Here is a 17,255-nt window from a genome sequence, read left to right as displayed (position 1 = left end):
TGCCGTTAAGGTGTGAAGGCACAGTGTCGCCCCAATATGGGGTAAAACTTGGGCTGGTTCAAGCTGCCCGATGCGCCTCTAAATCGCAAAGAGCCTCAATCGCCTGCGACAAAGTAGTGCCACGTTCCGTCCGGGGCAATGCCGAGGCGGAAGAAATAATATTGTCCGATGGCCTGCATCTCTTCCACATCTCCCGACGTTACGAGCCTGAATAGATCCACTTTCTGAGCTTGTGTCAGGGCCGAGAAGGGATAGTTGGCAAGGTAAGGCCAGACATACATCTCCTGAGGTGTGCCTTGTCCAACATGGACAAAGCCGCTCTCCAGCACCTCGGCCATGATGGCGAGAATTTCTGCGCCGTCAGGATCGCCCGACAGGGCGCGCAGCTGGTCAATGGGATCGCCTTCGTTGCCCTCAAGACCGAGCACTGGCGGCATTTCATTCATCTCGATGGGAAGGCGCAGAGCCTCGATATTCCCGGTCAGACTGGCGCTGTAGATCGCGTCATACATGCGCGCGACAGGACGCGGGAGGGCTGCTGTGTCGCGGAAAATCTGAGGAGGAGGCGATGAGGGGCGTGTTGTGATGTCTTCAATCTCGACATCATCGACATTTGGCGGCACCACGGGCGCTTCGCTCTTGATCTCTCCGTTGACGCTGGCCCTGGAGGTGGCGGATGCTTCTGCGTCGGGGCCGACCGTGGCGGGCATATCGTCACTTGAGGCCGAGTAGCGGGGCAGGGTGATGATCCGCTCGGTGGTGACCTGACTGCCCTGTGCGGACGCTTCGGGTACCTCGAGGGACATCCCGAGACTTGAGCTTGCTACAAGAAAAAATCCAAAGAGGGAGCGCATCATATTTGCCGCCATCGGTCTGTGTCCTGAGGTCAGCCATAGTCCTATGACACTTCGGCCATTGCAAGGACAAAGCAGGCTAAGTGGCTTATTGGACACGCGCTGTGTTTTGGCGGTTACAGATGGTTATTGCAGATTGCGCCCGAGGGTGTAGTCCCCGCATCTCAGCCGTTCCGGCAACTTGGAGACCATGCGGGCAACCGATTCCTCGCCATAGACCAGAACGAGGCTGGAAAGAGCCTGAAACAGGGCTGCATGAGCGAGACAATCGAGATTAAGGCCGTCGTCGCAGGCCTGATCCCAGATTTCATCGAGGAGGCCGAGGGCCTCTTGTTTCTGGCGGTCTATTTCGATGGTGTCTAGCTGGGGGGTGCAACCGGATTTGTTTTGCGAAAAATTTCCCATTAGAACCTTGCTCTTTTGATTTCAGACCATCGACCCCGCAGTTGAGACTCTCGTGTGGAGAGTGCCTTGCGGGATGTATCGGTTCTAACATGCTTTGCAGGTCGATGAAGGCAAAGGTTTCCAAAAGGTTAAAGTTTTCCGTAGAAATTAACCGGTATGGTTAATTGCGGATGCGCCTAGCGCGTATGTCTCAGCTTGAGATTGGTCAGCAGGTTCTGCCCTTCCGTATGGTAGATCTTGGTGATCTTTTTGGCTTGAGCGTTGCACTGGCTATAGGTGTCGGCGAAGGTCCGATAGCTTTTGTTAAAGCGGTCGGTCAGCTGCCGCTGGCGCGTATCATCGGCATTTTCGGCTTCCAAAATGGCCGCCATCTGATCGTGCCAGACCTGCGGTTTACTGCCATTGCAAAGTGGGTCGAGATACATCAGGGCACCGACCACCGCGCTCAGGCGTCTGAGGCTCTGTTCATAAGGGGGCAGGTTGTTTTCGATGGCGACCGATTGGCCCGGTGCTGCGAATGCCGTGATCAAAAGCATCAGAAACAGCGATATGCGCAAAGGTCGTGCGGCATCAACCCGCTTTCGAGCTGTGTGCGTCTCGTGCCCGGCGCTTCGTGGGGTCGGTCTAGATGTCGAGATCGGTCGCAAAGGCTGCATTTTCCTGAATGAACTCAAAGCGTGACTCGGGCTTGTTGCCCATCAGGCGCGTCACGGCTTCCTTGGTTTCGCCCGGAACCATGTCAACGATCTGCACCCGCAACAACGTCCGATTGCTGGGGTCCATCGTGGTTTCTTTCAACTGAGCGGGCAGCATTTCACCAAGACCCTTGAAGCGCCCGATGTCGATTTTCCCCTTGCCCTTGAACTCGGATGCGAGCAGCTCATCCTTGTGCTGATCATCGCGGGCATAAAGGGTTTTGCCGCCCTGTGAGATACGATAAAGCGGCGGGATGGCCAAATAAAGGTGGCCGTTGTGAATCAGTTGCGGCATCTCACGCTGGAAGTAGGTCAGCAGCAAAGAGGCGATATGGGCACCGTCGACGTCCGCGTCCGTCATGATGATGATACGGTCGTATCTGAGCTCTTCGTCGTTGTAGTTCTTGCGTGTGCCACAGCCGAGGGCCTGTACCAGATCAGCCAGCAACTGGTTGGCGTGCAGTTTGTCTGCGCTGGCGTTGGCGACATTGAGGATCTTGCCGCGCAAGGGCAGGATGGCCTGGGTTTTGCGGTTGCGTGCCTGTTTGGCCGAGCCACCAGCGGAATCGCCCTCGACGATGAACAGCTCGGTGTCGCCCTTGGCGTTTTGTGAGCAGTCCGCGAGTTTGCCGGGTAGGCGCAGCTTGCGCACGGCGGACTTGCGGTTTACATCGCGTTCCTTGCGGCGGCGGAGGCGTTCCTCTGCGCGGTCAACAACCCAGTCGAGCAACTGATTGGCCTGCTGCGGTGCATTGGTCAGCCAGTGGTCGAACTGATCGCGCAAGGCCTGCTCGACGATGCGGGTTGCGGCTGTCGTCGCCAGTCGATCCTTGGTCTGGCCGACAAACTCGGGTTCACGAATGAAGACCGAGAGCAGGGCGCCGGCGCTTGTCATCACGTCGTCGGCGCTGATCAGGGCACCCTTCTTGTTGTTGGTCAGTTCCGCATAGTTTTTCAGGCCACGGAGGAGGGCTGTTCTAAGGCCACTTTCGTGTGTACCGCCTTCCGGGGTTGGCACGGTGTTACAATAGGAGTGAGAAAAGCCGTCACCACCATACCAGCACACGGCCCACTCGACAGCGCCGTGCCCGCCGGTCTTTTCGGTCTTGCCGGCAAAGATCTCGCGCGTCACGAAATTCTGCTTGCCAAGCGTGGCTGAGAGATAGTCCTTGAGGCCACCGGGGAAGTGGAATGTGGCTTTTGCCGGTACATCAGACGCGTGTTCCAGCAATTCGGGAGCGCAGGCCCAACGGATTTCAACGCCGCCAAACAGATAGGCTTTCGAGCGGGCCATATTCAGCAGCTGCTCGGGCTTGAAGCGCGCTTTCTTGCCGAATATCTCGTAATCGGGCTTGAATGAGACCTTGGTGCCGCGCCGATTATGCACGTCGCCCAGCTCCTCGATCTGACCCTGCGCGATGCCGCGGGCAAAGCTCTGGCGATAGAGCTTTTTGTTGCGGGCCACTTCCACAACGAGGCTTTCAGACAGGGCGTTGACCACGGACACCCCGACACCGTGCAGGCCGCCCGAGGTCTCGTAGACCTTGGAATCGAACTTGCCGCCCGCGTGGAGCGTGGTCAAGATGACCTCGAGTGCCGACTTGTCCTTGAATTTGGGATGCGGGTCGACCGGAATGCCGCGCCCGTTGTCCGTTATGACCAAGGTGTTGTTGGCCTGAAGTTCGACCTCAATCCAGGAGGCATATCCGGCTACGGCCTCGTCCATGGAGTTGTCGATGACTTCGGCGAACAGGTGGTGCAGCGCCTTTTCATCCGTGCCGCCGATATACATGCCGGGGCGACGGCGCACGGGCTCAAGCCCTTCGAGCACCTCAATGTCGGCTGCTGTGTAGTCAGCCTTGGCTTCAGGAATGGTTGGGGCTGCCTTTCCCGCGGTCGGGATCGCTGCTGTCGGTTTTGTCTGTGCCGGTTTGTGCGCCGCCTTCTGGGTCTTGTTGTCTGGCCCTTTTGGCGTTGGCATTGCAGCAAAGAGATCATCTGACGCGGACATTGACTACCCATGTTTGGAGAAAACAAAAAAGGTTCGGCGCGGTTGACCTGTCGAATCATACGCCATTTCAAACCCACAATGTCTTCATGTAGCATGGTCCGGTCAAGAGAGTGAGCAGGAAAATTGCTGGCGTTTGGCCAAAGAACAGATCAGCACCTTGTGTCACCTTACCTGCGGCTGCTGTGGGCGATCGGAGACGGGGAGAGTGACCAATTTGTCCGGGTGCAAACTTTTCTCTGCATTTGTCCAGTTCTGTAATTATGGTTAATCTTTCTTAACCTTCGTAGCGGTAGTGTTTTGTGGCAAGTGCTCTGGGCTGCCGATCTATGGTTGCAAACGGGAACGGATAACGGAACGCCACATGGAACGGGTAGAAACCGATATCGATAATCTGCGAACGTCCGTGTTCGAACTGAAATCGAGCCTCTATCGGGCGGATCGTGCGCAGATCCGCGATGATGGAAGCATCGGTCTGCGGTTGGGTATCAATGTGACGGCAACCTTTGTTCTGGCGCTGTTCTTCCTCTTGATCTAGCTTCCACCTCGCTGTGAGAAAAAGCAGCTTCATTTGAATTTGTTGAGGAACCTCGAAATTAGGGTTTCTGTATCGTATTTCTTAAATCCAGCTTCGATTTTCTGAAGCACCTGCTTCGATTTTTTGGGTTCTCTCAACTTTAGGTCGACCTTCATGTGCCGGCGAGATGGTTTTTTAGTTTCGGTATCAATTGTTTCTAGTACAAGATAGTCATGTTTGATTTGGAGCTGGATTGATAATCTGGCGAGGCCCTTGGTATGGAGCAGGTCGAAGGAACATCCGGCTCCGAGGCTTTCGCCCCCTTCAAAACCCTGTAGCGTCTGTTTCAAAACAGGGTGTGCGATCAAAACTACTCCGGATTCTGAAACAAATTTCTTTGCGATGGTTGCCAGAGTGTCTATTGGGGAAATTTGGGTATCGATATACTCATCTAGTTTTGAAAGTGCATCTTTATGCTCCGCATAGATCGTTTGCGGTTGCCAGCGTTTCATTTTACATCCTTAAGAGTTTGCTTTTTACGGTCGTCAATCTTTTCAAAATAGAGCGCCTAAAATTATGGATAGATCTTTAAGCTCTCGGTTGAAATGAAGAATTTTATTTTGGCATAGTTGTGGAATGGATAACCTCTTGCAAAGAAAAAGGGCCAGCATAGCCGGCCCTTTTTTGGTTGTTGCTCTCGGTGCTTTTGAGAAAAGCACCTGCCGCTGCGAAGTCCTTACAAGAGGTTCACTGCGGCGTGTTTGGCTGTGCCAAACACATTAGCAGCTGTAGTACATTGCGAACTCAACCGGATGCGGCGTGTGTTCGAACAGCTCGATTTCTTCCATTTTAAGATCGATGTAGCCTTCGATCTGGCTTTTGGTGAACACGTCACCAGCGAGCAGGAATTCATGGTCTGCTTTGAGGCAATCGATGGCTTCACGAAGCGAACCACAAACGGTCGGGATGCCTTCGAGTTCTTCAGCAGGCAGATCGTAGAGGTTCTTGTCCATTGCCGGGCCCGGATCGATTTTGTTTTTGATGCCGTCAAGGCCAGCCATCAGCAGAGCTGCGAAGCAGAGGTACGGGTTGGCGGACGGATCAGGGAAACGGGCTTCAACGCGTTTTGCTTTCGGGCTTTCAGTCCAAGGAATACGGACGCAGCCAGAACGGTTCCGTGCCGAGTAAGCGCGAAGAACCGGAGCTTCGAAGCCTGGGATCAGGCGCTTGTAGGAGTTGGTGGACGGGTTGGTGAAGGCGTTCAGGGTCTTGGCATGCTTCAGTATGCCGCCGATGAAGTACAGCGCTTCGTCGGACAGGTCAGCATATTTGTCGCCAGCGAACAGCGGAGCGCCGTCTTTCCAGATGGACATGTTGCAGTGCATGCCGGTGCCGTTGTCGCCATAGATCGGCTTGGGCATGAAGGTGGCGGTTTTGCCGTATGCCTGTGCAACGTTATGGATGACATATTTGTATTTCTGCAGTTCGTCAGCCTGATGGGTCAGGGAGCCGAAGATCAGGCCGAGTTCGTGCTGACAGGACGCCACTTCGTGGTGATGCTTGTCGACTTTCATGCCGAGTGCTTTCATGGTGGAAAGCATTTCGGACCGGATGTCCTGAGCGTGGTCGGTCGGGTTCACGGGGAAATAACCGCCCTTGATGCCCGGACGATGGCCCATGTTGCCGGTTTCATATTCGCTGTCGGTATTCCATGCAGCATCAATGGCGTCTACTTCGTAGGACACTTTGTTCATGCTGTTGGAATAGCGCACGTCGTCGAAGAGGAAGAATTCAGCTTCAGGACCCCAGTAGGACACGTCGCCGATACCCGAGGATTTCAGGTAAGCTTCCGCTTTTTCTGCGGTGCCGCGCGGGTCGCGATCATAAGCTGCACCGGTGTCTGGCTCAACGACGGTGCAGTGTACGCAAAGAGTTTTCTCGGCGTAGAAAGGATCGAGGTAGGCGCTGTTGCAATCAGGCATCAGCTTCATGTCAGAAGCTTCAATGGATTTCCAGCCTCCGATGGAGGAGCCATCGAACATCAATCCTTCTTCAAGGAAGTCTTCGTCTACCTGGTCTTCCATGACGGTGACGTGCTGCAGCTTGCCACGCGGATCGGTGAAGCGAATATCAACATATTTCACTTCTTCATCCGCGATCATCTTTACGATTTCAGCAGGTGTGCTCATTCCAGTATCCTTTACTGCCTGTTGACCGAAAGCCCCTTGTTCCAGCACTCCGTCATGCGGCATGTGCTCGGTTTCATGGGAGGACGCTCGGGTTTTACCTGTTGCTGTTGATTGGGTTTGATTTTTTTGGGTCTAGCGACCGATATTGCTCGGGAAAAGGTGTGTGATTGGTAGGGGACGCCTGCGGGCTGTACCCGTAGACGTCCGCATCCATCAGATAGCTTCGTCGCCAGTCTCGCCGGTACGAATGCGAATCGCCTGTTCCACAGAGGAAATGAAGATCTTGCCATCGCCGATGCGCCCGGTCTGGGCCGCTTTCTGGATGGCTTCGATTGCCTGATCGACCTGATCGTCAGAAAGAATGACTTCGACTTTGACCTTTGGGAGGAAGTCTACGACATACTCGGCGCCGCGATATAGTTCGGTATGGCCTTTTTGGCGGCCAAAACCCTTGGCTTCGATGACGGTGATGCCCTGCAGACCAACTTCCTGCAGCGCTTCCTTCACTTCATCAAGTTTGAAGGGTTTAATGATTGCCTCAATCTTTTTCATAGCTGTTAGCTTCCCCAATTGCTGCCCTAGGGCGCCCTGTGCGGTTTTTTGCCAAGGCCAATCTTTATGCGGCAGACCTTACGAGTGGTCGATTTTTTACTGGATGGGCGTTGTTTTCGATGCCAATCTGACGACGAAAGCCGATAGGGCCAACGTTCCAACCAGGTTGTGAAATTTTATGCATTCTGCGTGCCAATCCTGTCGGTGAAAATAAAAGCAGGAAACGTGCGGTTTCACCAGTGGAGTATGGTCGAATTATCAGGCATTTTGGGGAAAGCATGTGATGCAAAAATGTGCAAATGATTAATTTGTGAACAATTCTCTCGGTCGGGTATGGCATTGGCTGCCTCGCAATTGGATTGATTGTGCATCTCGGCGCCTGTGACGGGGCGCCTTTTGCATAATTTGAGGGCATTTTGGTCCGGTTTGATGTGGGCGGGGCTTTTTGAGCGAAATGACGCTTCTTTTTGGACTTGCTACCCTCATTTGCTGTGCTTGGTCTGTCTTTGGGGCGACGAAGATCACGAAGCGGGCAGCCTGCATTCTTTGTGTGCATATCGATGTAAATCGGCCTGAATGGATGCGTGGAGATTGTTCTGAGCTCGCGCTGTGGTTAGTCTCAAACCACCTCAAACTCTGCCATGTGGATCAATTTGGCAGCACATCTATAGGAGAGCGAGCTGATGGTTGAAGCGCTGGAGCATGTCGTGGAGATCCTCACGCCCGAGCAAATGGGCAAAGCTGATCAGCTCACAATAGAGAGTGGAACGCCCGGCATCGAGCTGATGCAGGTGGCTGGCAAGGCCGTGGCCGATGCCGCGATCGATCTCTTGGAGGAGAGGACCGGCTCGGGGGCTTCGGGTATGGTCTGCATCCTGTGTGGTCCGGGCAACAATGGCGGCGATGGATTTGTTGCCGCGCAATTGCTCGAGGAAGAAGGCTGGAGTGTCCTTCTGGGCTGCCTGGTTGATGTGGAGGAGCTGTCAGGAGATGCGCGGCTCGCCGCCGATGAGTGGGGCGATGAGGTGTTCTCGATTTCGCCGCGTCTCTGGGAGGACGCCGATCTGGTGATTGATGCCTTGTTCGGTGCCGGTTTGACGCGGCCAATCACTGGCGAGTTGGCCGAGATTGTTGATGCGCTCAACAAGAGCGGCTTGCCGATTCTCTCTGTCGATTTGCCCAGCGGTGTCGATGGGCGCAGTGGTCAGATCGGTGGAGCCGCTGTTCGCGCGGATGGCACGGTGACCTTTTTCCGCAAGAAGCCGGGGCATCTGCTCTATCCGGGTAAGGCCTCTTGCGGTCATGTGGATTGTGTCGATATCGGTATCAAGGACGAGGTTCTCGACGAGAGCGGCTCTTGTGCTTTGGAGAATGCGCCGTCCCTGTGGCTCGACAACTGGCCTGAAGCGCTGAAACCTCTGGCAAGTATCGCGTTGGGGCGGCTGGCTGATCACAAGTTTCATCGCGGGCATTGTCTGGTGCTGTGCGGCGATCAGTTTCACAGTGGGGCTGCGCGACTTGCAGCCCGTTCTGCCTTGCGGGCCGGCGCCGGGTTAGTGACTTTGGCGCCTCCCACCAATGCTGCGGCGCTTGTGGCCTCCTGTGTGACGGCGGTGATGGTCGAGCCTGTTGATGACGCGGATGCGCTTGACGCGGCGCTCGCACGCCGAAGCCATGATGTGATTGTTGCCGGGCCGGCACTCGGTACTGATAGTGGCCGCCGCCAGTTGCTCTATCGTACTCTGGAGAAGGATCTTTCGATTCTGATCGACGCCGATGCCATTAGTTGCCTGTCTGACGGGATCGAGGCGGGTGAGATTTCCCTTGCGATCTTGAAGGACAGCCCTGCCGCGCTTTCAGGCTGTCTCGTCATGACGCCCCATGAAGGTGAGTTTGCGCGGCTGTTTCCTGATCTGTCCCACAGAGTGCGTGAGGACAAGGGGCTGTCAAAGCTCGATTGTGCCTTACTTGCGGCCAAGCGTAGCGGCGCTGTGGTTGTGCTCAAGGGTGCAGACAGCGTGATCGCCAGCCCGGACGGGCAGGCGGTGATCCACAGTCAGGGGATCCCGTATCTGGCGACCGCCGGGAGTGGGGATGTGCTGATTGGCGTTGTCGCTGGCCTGATGGCTCAGGGGATGCCGACCCTTGATGCGGCTTGTGCGGGCGTCTGGCTGCATGGCCGGGCCGGGCGATCCTTTGGGCCGGGTTTGATCGCAGAGGATCTGCCGGAGCTTCTTCCGCAGATCTATGAACAACTGGGAGAGTTGATCCCGTCTGACTTCAATGCCTCTGAATGGCTCGGCATGGACGACTGACAGCACCCGCCAAGTCTGCCTGTTGTGAAAGGTCGATAGCGCAAAAATGGGCAAAATTGCAGAATTTCTTTGGCTTTTGGGGGTAACTTCCCCTGCTGGGACGGGGAATTCTGGATGGAATGTGAATTTTCCTTTGCGCTTTCCAGATCGGGTGTTATAGAGGCTCCGCTCGATTTGCTGGCGCGTTGTGCGCTGCGCTGTGCGGGTGTGGTGGAATTGGTAGACACGCCAGATTTAGGTTCTGGTGGCGCGAGCCGTGGGGGTTCAAGTCCCTCCACCCGTACCATTGGCTTCCTTTTTCCGACTGTTTTGGAAAAGGGGAGGAGATTGGGAGAGGCTGCCGGTATGAATGGCGGCCTGTCTTTGTTGATGCTCATGGCGCTAGCGCATTCGGCAACAGCAATCGAAACGAATTTGGGCTCTTTGAGTGATCGTCTGGTAAGGCACACTTGGTCGAATGCCCTGAACCATAGCGAATACAAGAACGAAAGCAGATTGATATGCAGGTAACTGAAACCCTGTCCGAAGGTCTGAAACGCGAACTGAAAGTCGTCGTTCCTGCCTCTGATCTCGAAGCCAAACTCGTGGCCAAAATCGATGAGATCAAGGGCCAGGTTAAAATCAACGGCTTCCGCCCAGGCAAGGTGCCGGCATCTCATGTTCGTAAACTGCACGGCAAGGCTCTGATGAGCGAGATCGTTCAGGAGCTGATCGGCGAGACCACTCGGAGCACGCTTGAAGAGCGTGAGGAAAAGGCTGCCATGCAGCCCCAGTACAAGCTGACCGAAGACGAAGCTGAAGCTGAGCAAATCATGGATGGCAAGGCGGATCTTGAATTCGACATCATCTATGAAGTGCTGCCCAGCTTTGAAGTGGCAGACGTGTCCGGCGTTGAAATCGAGCGCCCGGTCGTTGAAGTGGAAGACAGCGAAGTTGACGAGCGTCTTACCCAGATCGCCGAAAGCTCCCGCCCGTTCGAAGCCAAAGAAGGCAAAGCCGAGAATGGCGACAAGGTTGTCATGTCTTACCTCGGCAAAATTGATGGCGAGCCATTCGACGGTGGTGCTGACGAAAACGGCCAGCTCGTTATTGGCTCTGGCCAGTTCATTCCCGGCTTCGAAGAGCAGCTTGTTGGTCTTTCCGCCGGTGACGAAAGCGTTGTGAAGGTTTCTTTCCCTGCGGATTACGGTGCAGCGCACCTCGCCGGCAAGGAAGCTGAATTCGATGTTGTCGTGAAGGAAGTTCAGGCGCCGGGCGAACTCGAGCTCAATGATGAATTTGCGACCAAGCTTGGCCTTGAATCCCTTGAAAAGCTCAAGGAAATCATCAAGGACCAGATCGTTTCGCAGTATGGTGCCCTGACGCGTCAGCGCGTCAAGCGCCAGCTTCTGGACAAGATGGACGAGTTGCACAAGTTCGACGTGCCGCCGACCCTTCTGGAGCAGGAATTCAACAACATCTGGCAACAGGTCACCGCTGAAATGAATGAAGCGGGCAAGACCTTTGAAGATGAAGACACCACCGAAGAAAAGGCGCAGGAAGAATACAAATCCATCGCCGAACGTCGTGTGCGTCTGGGTCTCGTTCTGTCGGAAATTGGCGAGAAGAACGAAATCAAGGTCGCTGACGAGGAAGTGCAGCGCGGCATCATGCAGCGTGCCCAGCAGTTCCCAGGTCAGGAGCGTCAGGTGTTTGAATATTACACCCAGAACGCTGAGGCGCTTGCATCCATTCGTGCGCCTATCTTCGAAGAGAAGGTCGTGGACTACCTGCTCGAACTGGTGAAGGTTGACGACAAGACCGTCACCAAGGAAGAGCTGGAGAAACTCGCGTCTGAAGATGACGAGTAAGCCTTGCTTTTTGTGAAATAAGAAAAACGCCTGCCAGCTCTGGTGGGCGTTTTTCTTTAAGGGACATTTGTTGGTCTGCCATCAGCGAATGAGCGGCTGCCGGTTTTATCCCGTTCGTTTTGGTGGTTGCGTGGACTGTCTGATGCGCATTTTGGGCGCGAAGAAGCCGCGTAGAATCAAGCGCTTTGCAGCTTTCCACGGCTGAACGAATGGCGAAAAACGAGCGGTAAGGGAAGTGTTCACCATTTCTATTCACTTTGTGCGTTGAATGGGGCTGGTCAGACCCTATGTTACGTGGATAGGATTTCAGCCGACCGAATTCTTCCCCAAGGTGCCGCTCCTGTGGTGCGACGTCAGTAATTTTTTCACTCTCTGAGTGATAGGAGTGACAAAAGATCTGTCGTGGCGATTCGAATGTCGGCTTTGCATCGTCTTTGTCGCAAAGGTTACATGCAGATCCTGTGATCAAAATGCCTCGGTTTGGTGTGTCTTGGTCATGTGTCGGGGCTGGCCCGCGATTTGCTTGGGTTTTCAATGGTGGCTTGTTGCCATCGGATTGCCTTATTCTCGTGACGGGAATTCGGTGACAAAAACGGCGCGGTTTGGTGAGTCGGAATGCCATCCCGCCTGAATAAGGGAAGTGCAATGAAGGATCCAATTGATCTTGCAATGAATTTGGTCCCGATGGTGGTGGAGCAGTCCAACCGCGGGGAACGCGCCTATGATATCTTCTCACGGTTGCTCAAAGAGCGCGTGATTTTTATCACCGGGCCGATCGAAGATCATATGGCGACCTTGGTTAGCGCTCAGTTGCTGTATCTGGAAGCGGAAAATCCGAAGAAGGAGATTTCGCTCTACATCAATTCGCCCGGCGGGGTCGTTACGGCCGGCATGGCCATCTACGACACGATGCAGTTCATCAAGCCGCCGGTTGCCACGCTCTGCATGGGGCAGGCCGCGTCGATGGGGTCATTGCTGCTGTGCGCAGGTGAGAAAGACATGCGTTTTGCCTTGCCGAACGCGCGCATCATGGTTCATCAGCCTTCTGGTGGTTTTCAGGGGCAGGCGTCGGATATCCAGCGTCACGCCGAAGACATCCTGAAGATGAAGCGGCGCCTCAACGAGGTCTATGTCAAGCACTGTGATCAGGATTATGATACAGTGGAGAAGACCCTTGATCGCGACCACTTCATGACCGCTGGAGAAGCCCTTGACTGGGGTCTGGTGGATCAGGTGGTTGAAAACCGGTCTTCGCTCGGTGAAAACGGCGAAGAAGGCAACAAGAAAGACTAAGGCCGGTTCTATGCGGCGGCATTCAAGCTAGGCTGCCGCGACCGATCCCAAATACCAGTGTTAAGTTAATGTTGATGTTTTGGGGTACATGCTTTTAGAAATCTGCCGGTGTTTGAGCCTTTTTGGCAAAATTATGCATTTGGCGGTAGTCAGACGGGTTTATTTTGCTTGCAGCCAGTGCTGTGCACCATAAACTAGACAGCCAGACAGGATATTAGGTTCGGTCTGGTGGCAACGAAAGAAGAGGCACCTACATGAGCAAGGCCGGTGGTGGCGATAGCAAAAACACGCTTTACTGTTCCTTTTGCGGCAAGAGCCAACATGAAGTGCGCAAGCTGATCGCAGGTCCAACTGTGTTCATCTGTGATGAATGCGTTGAATTGTGCATGGATATCATCCGTGAGGAAAACAAGTCCTCGATGGTCAAGTCCAAGGACGGTATTCCCACTCCGCATGAGATTTGCGAAGTGCTCGACGATTACGTCATCGGCCAGGATCGTGCCAAACGTGTGCTTGCCGTTGCCGTTCACAACCATTACAAACGCCTCAGTCATGGCAAGAAAAGCACAGATATTGAGCTTGCCAAGTCCAACATCATGCTGATTGGCCCAACCGGTTGCGGTAAGACCTTCCTTGCCCAGACCATGGCCCGTATCCTTGATGTGCCGTTCACGATGGCTGACGCGACGACGCTGACCGAAGCGGGCTATGTCGGTGAAGATGTCGAGAATATCATTCTCAAACTGCTGCAGGCTGCCGACTACAATGTCGAACAGGCGCAACGCGGCATCGTCTATATCGACGAGATCGATAAGATTTCTCGCAAGTCGGACAATCCATCCATCACGCGGGATGTATCGGGTGAGGGTGTTCAGCAGGCCCTTCTGAAAATCATGGAAGGCACCGTTGCGTCCGTTCCACCTCAGGGTGGTCGGAAACATCCGCAGCAGGAATTCCTTCAGGTCGACACCTCGAACATTTTGTTCATCTGTGGTGGTGCCTTTGCGGGCCTGGACAAGATCATTTCCCAGCGCGGCAATGATACGTCCATCGGGTTCTCGGCCAAGGTCAAGGATGCTGACGAACGCGGCACTGGTGAGCTGTTCCGTGAACTGGAACCGGAAGATCTACTGAAATTCGGCCTTATTCCTGAATTTGTCGGTCGTTTGCCTGTTCTGGCGACGCTTGAAGATCTGGATGAAGACGCGCTGATCTCTATTCTTTCACTGCCCAAGAACGCCATCGTCAAGCAGTATCAAGCTCTCTTTGAGATGGAAGGCGTGCGCCTGACATTCCATGAGGAAGCCTTGCGTGCGGTCGCCAAGAAAGCCATTGACCGCAAAACCGGTGCTCGTGGCCTGCGTTCGATCCTGGAAGGCATCCTGCTCGATACCATGTATGAGCTTCCCGGTCTTGAAGGGGTCGAGGAAGTGGTGATCTCGGGTGATGTGGTGACCGGCGAGGCGCGCCCGCTGTATATCTACAGTGACATCAACAAAGAGGCTGAGCCCTCCACGGCTTGAAAGCCAGTGGACGCCGAAATCGAGATTTGAATTGGGCGGCCTCTGGTCGCCCTTTTTTGTCCGGGCTTGATCGCTCGGGGCTTTGCGCGACCCTCAGTCAGGATTGTCTGTAAGGCGGCGGGATCCCGAGTTTTGGGCGTTTGAGTGCCCGGCAATTGGGCATGTGTTCAAGGCTTAATCCATTGGCTCGGGCATTGGCTCTGGCATTGGCTTGGGCTTTGTTCACAATATCGATACTGGATTGTGGAGTGGGTTGAAAAGCCTGTCACCAAGCCCCAACTAGGTGGTACCGTGTAGTCATACATGTTCGTGAATCGCACGATTTAACCGGTGACCGAGATGACCTCATTGGCTCGCTTAAGAGCGTGGGGCAACGTGCCGGAACGATTGCGGGCCATCTACGGCCGCAGAATTGTCCTGTCTATACCGGAAGGGCAAATCAACCAAGAAAGGTAGGAATGCATGACCGAAGCACCTTACAACGAGGATGTCGGCCGTTCGGCTTCCGATACTTATCCGGTCTTGCCGCTGAGAGACATTGTTGTCTTTCCTCATATGATTGTGCCGCTTTTTGTGGGACGCGAAAAATCCATTCGCGCTCTGGAAGAGGTGATGCAGTCTGACAAAATGATTTTGCTGGCGACCCAGAAAAACGCTGGCGACGATGATCCCGCGCCCGAAGAAATCTACAAGATCGGGACGCTCGCGACCGTGTTGCAGCTGCTCAAGCTGCCGGATGGCACTGTCAAGGTTCTGGTTGAAGGCATGGATCGTGCCAAGCTTGGTGACTTCACCAAACGCGACGACCTTTATGAGGCAACAGCGACGGTTATGCACGACGAAGATGGCGATGCTGTCGAAGTCGAGGCGCTGGCCCGCTCTGTCGCGACCGAGTTCGAAAATTACGTCAAGCTCAACAAGAAAGTGTCGCCTGAAGTCATCGGTGCGGTTTCGCAGATCGAAGACTTTTCCAAGCTTGGGGATACGGTTGCCTCTCATCTGGCGATCAAGATCCAGGAAAAACAGGAAATACTGGGCATCGTTAGCATCGTGGAACGCCTCGAGCAGGTGCTTGGCCTGATGGAAAGCGAAATTTCCGTTCTGCAGGTTGAGAAACGCATCCGCAGTCGCGTCAAGCGTCAGATGGAGAAAACCCAGCGCGAATATTATCTGAATGAGCAGATGAAGGCCATTCAGAAGGAGCTTGGGGATTCGGAAGACGGCGCGGACGAATTGCGCGAGCTTGAGCAGACCATCGAGAAGACGAAACTCAGCAAGGAAGCCCGTGAAAAGGCCGAGGCTGAGCTAAAGAAGCTCAAGCAGATGAGCCCGATGTCGGCAGAAGCCACAGTCGTGCGCAACTATCTCGATTGGCTGATCGGTATTCCGTGGAGCAAAAAGTCCCGCGTCAAGGTGGATCTGGCGAAAGCCGAGGAGATCCTCGATATCGATCACTATGGCCTTGAGAAGGTCAAGGAACGCATCGTTGAGTATCTTGCGGTTCAGAAGCGGACCAACAAGCTCAAGGGTCCGATTCTCTGTCTGGTTGGTCCTCCGGGCGTTGGCAAGACCTCGCTTGGCAAATCGATTGCACGGGCAACTGGCCGTGAATTCGTTCGCATGGCGCTGGGCGGCGTGCGCGACGAAGCCGAGATCCGCGGCCATCGCCGGACCTATATCGGCTCCATGCCGGGCAAAGTGATCCAGTCGATGAAAAAGGCCAAGAAAGCCAACCCGTTGTTCCTTCTCGACGAGATCGACAAGATGGGTATGGACTTCCGAGGCGATCCATCTTCGGCTCTGCTTGAGGTGCTGGATCCGGAACAGAACCATGCGTTCATGGACCATTATCTGGAAGTGGAATATGACCTGTCGAACGTGATGTTCATCACCACGGCCAATACGCTCAATATTCCGGCTCCTCTGATGGACCGTATGGAAGTCATCCGCATTGCCGGCTACACCGAGGATGAGAAGGTCGAGATCGCTCGCCGCCACCTCATCCCGAAAGCCCGCAAGGATCATGGCCTCAAGGAGAATGAGTTCACCCTTGATGATGATGGTCTGCGCATGATCGTCCAGCGCTATACGCGTGAGGCTGGTGTGCGTAACCTTGAACGTGAGCTGATGAAGCTGGCGCGTAAGGTGACCAAGGATCTGATCATGAAGCAGCTCGACAAGGTCGAGGTAACGACGGACAACATTGAGGACTATCTTGGTGTGCCGCGCTTCCGCCACGGCGAGATCGATTCGGAAGATCAGGTCGGTGTCGTCACGGGGCTTGCCTGGACGGAAGTCGGCGGGGAACTGCTGACCATCGAAGGCGTCATGATGCCCGGCAAAGGCAAGATGACGGTGACGGGTAACCTGCGTGATGTGATGAAGGAATCGATTCAGGCTGCAGCAAGCTATGTGCGCTCGCGGGCGGTTGATTTCGGTGTCGAACCTCCTGTGTTCGACAAGAAAGACATCCACATGCATGTGCCCGAAGGGGCAACACCCAAGGATGGGCCGTCGGCCGGTATTGCGATGGCAACTGCCATCACGTCGATCATGACCGGCATTCCTGTTCGCAAGGATGTCGCGATGACTGGCGAGATCACCCTGCGTGGTCGCGTTCTGCCTATCGGTGGTCTCAAGGAAAAACTCCTTGCTGCACTGCGTGGTGGCATCAAGACCGTTCTCATTCCGGAAGAGAATGCCAAGGATCTGGCAGACATTCCGGACAATGTGAAGAACGAGATGGATATCATCCCAGTCTCCAATGTTGGTCAGGTTCTCGAGCATGCTCTGGTCGAGATGCCCGAGCCCATTGAGTGGGATGAAAGCCAGATGCCTGACCCCAGCATGGCGAGTGATTCTGAGTCTGATGAAGCACCTTCGCTTCAACACTAGGTTCAGAAGCGCTTTGTTCGTGCCCCTTGGCTTGTGAAGAAAAAGGCCCTTCCTGTGCAGGAAGGGCCTTTTTTCGTTGAACAAGTGAGAAATCCTGTTTAAACCGCAAAAAATGGCAGTTTTCTGCGAGTTTTGTACTTGATTTCTATCCGGTTTCGA

General features: G+C 54.5%; 13 protein-coding genes and 1 tRNA gene. 7 read left to right on the top strand and 7 right to left on the bottom strand.

What is annotated here, in order from left to right; genetic code table 11:
- Positions 1-95: 95 nt before the first annotated feature.
- The 4 genes from CPH65_RS20275 to parE form a co-directional block, all read right to left on the bottom strand.
- Positions 96-806, bottom strand: coding sequence for a hypothetical protein (locus tag CPH65_RS20275; protein WP_244574464.1), 711 nt, complete (start codon positions 804-806; stop codon positions 96-98).
- Between the two features lie 174 nt (positions 807-980).
- Positions 981-1,259, bottom strand: coding sequence for a hypothetical protein (locus CPH65_RS20270; protein ID WP_244574463.1), 279 nt, complete (start codon positions 1,257-1,259; stop codon positions 981-983).
- Positions 1,260-1,435: 176 nt separating this feature from the next.
- Entirely contained in the window at positions 1,436-1,795 is a 360-nt protein-coding gene (locus CPH65_RS20265) for a TIGR02301 family protein (RefSeq protein WP_157747832.1), read from the bottom strand.
- A gap of 88 nt (positions 1,796-1,883) precedes the next feature.
- The gene (parE, locus tag CPH65_RS20260; RefSeq protein WP_096175523.1) at positions 1,884-3,965 is read right to left on the bottom strand and encodes a DNA topoisomerase IV subunit B; all 2,082 of its coding nucleotides are present in this window, start codon (positions 3,963-3,965) and stop codon (positions 1,884-1,886) included.
- 361 nt (positions 3,966-4,326) lie between these two features.
- On the opposite strand from parE, the gene CPH65_RS24030 reads away from it, so the two are divergent.
- Positions 4,327-4,500, top strand: a complete 174-nt coding sequence (locus CPH65_RS24030; protein ID WP_157747831.1) for a hypothetical protein — start codon at positions 4,327-4,329, stop codon at positions 4,498-4,500.
- 29 nt (positions 4,501-4,529) lie between these two features.
- Here CPH65_RS24030 and CPH65_RS20255 read toward each other — a convergent pair whose 3' ends face one another.
- From CPH65_RS20255 to CPH65_RS20245, 3 genes are all read right to left on the bottom strand, one after another.
- Positions 4,530-4,991: a hypothetical protein gene (locus CPH65_RS20255; protein WP_096175522.1), complete on the bottom strand. Its 462-nt coding sequence runs from the start codon at positions 4,989-4,991 to the stop codon at positions 4,530-4,532.
- 267 nt (positions 4,992-5,258) lie between these two features.
- Positions 5,259-6,668, bottom strand: coding sequence for a type I glutamate--ammonia ligase (gene glnA, locus CPH65_RS20250; protein ID WP_096176533.1), 1,410 nt, complete (start codon positions 6,666-6,668; stop codon positions 5,259-5,261).
- A gap of 213 nt (positions 6,669-6,881) precedes the next feature.
- A complete protein-coding gene (locus CPH65_RS20245; RefSeq protein ID WP_096175521.1) occupies positions 6,882-7,220 on the bottom strand; it encodes a P-II family nitrogen regulator in 339 nt (112 codons plus the stop codon).
- Positions 7,221-7,903: 683 nt separating this feature from the next.
- Here CPH65_RS20245 and CPH65_RS20240 point away from each other — a divergent pair.
- The 6 genes from CPH65_RS20240 (at position 7,904) to lon (ending at position 17,096) form a co-directional block, all read left to right on the top strand.
- Positions 7,904-9,535 (top strand): NAD(P)H-hydrate dehydratase, encoded by a 1,632-nt coding sequence (locus tag CPH65_RS20240; RefSeq protein ID WP_096175520.1) that lies wholly within the window; start codon positions 7,904-7,906, stop codon positions 9,533-9,535.
- A 201-nt stretch (positions 9,536-9,736) separates the two neighbouring features.
- A tRNA-Leu gene (locus CPH65_RS20235) sits at positions 9,737-9,821 on the top strand.
- A 214-nt stretch (positions 9,822-10,035) separates the two neighbouring features.
- Complete coding sequence (gene tig, locus CPH65_RS20230) at positions 10,036-11,385, top strand: trigger factor (RefSeq protein WP_096175519.1); 1,350 nt, start codon at positions 10,036-10,038, stop codon at positions 11,383-11,385.
- Between the two features lie 645 nt (positions 11,386-12,030).
- Positions 12,031-12,678, top strand: coding sequence for an ATP-dependent Clp protease proteolytic subunit (locus tag CPH65_RS20225; RefSeq protein ID WP_096175518.1), 648 nt, complete (start codon positions 12,031-12,033; stop codon positions 12,676-12,678).
- Positions 12,679-12,932: 254 nt separating this feature from the next.
- Positions 12,933-14,201 (top strand): ATP-dependent Clp protease ATP-binding subunit ClpX, encoded by a 1,269-nt coding sequence (clpX, locus tag CPH65_RS20220; protein ID WP_096175517.1) that lies wholly within the window; start codon positions 12,933-12,935, stop codon positions 14,199-14,201.
- A gap of 462 nt (positions 14,202-14,663) precedes the next feature.
- On the top strand, positions 14,664-17,096 hold the full coding sequence (lon, locus tag CPH65_RS20215; protein WP_096175516.1) for an endopeptidase La: 2,433 nt from the start codon (positions 14,664-14,666) through the stop codon (positions 17,094-17,096).
- Positions 17,097-17,255 lie beyond the last annotated feature (159 nt).

This window comes from Cohaesibacter sp. ES.047, assembly GCF_900215505.1.
Lineage (GTDB): Bacteria > Pseudomonadota > Alphaproteobacteria > Rhizobiales > Cohaesibacteraceae > Cohaesibacter.
The sequence above is the reverse complement of the archived record's forward strand: the minus strand, read 5'-3'. Positions and strand labels throughout refer to the sequence as shown.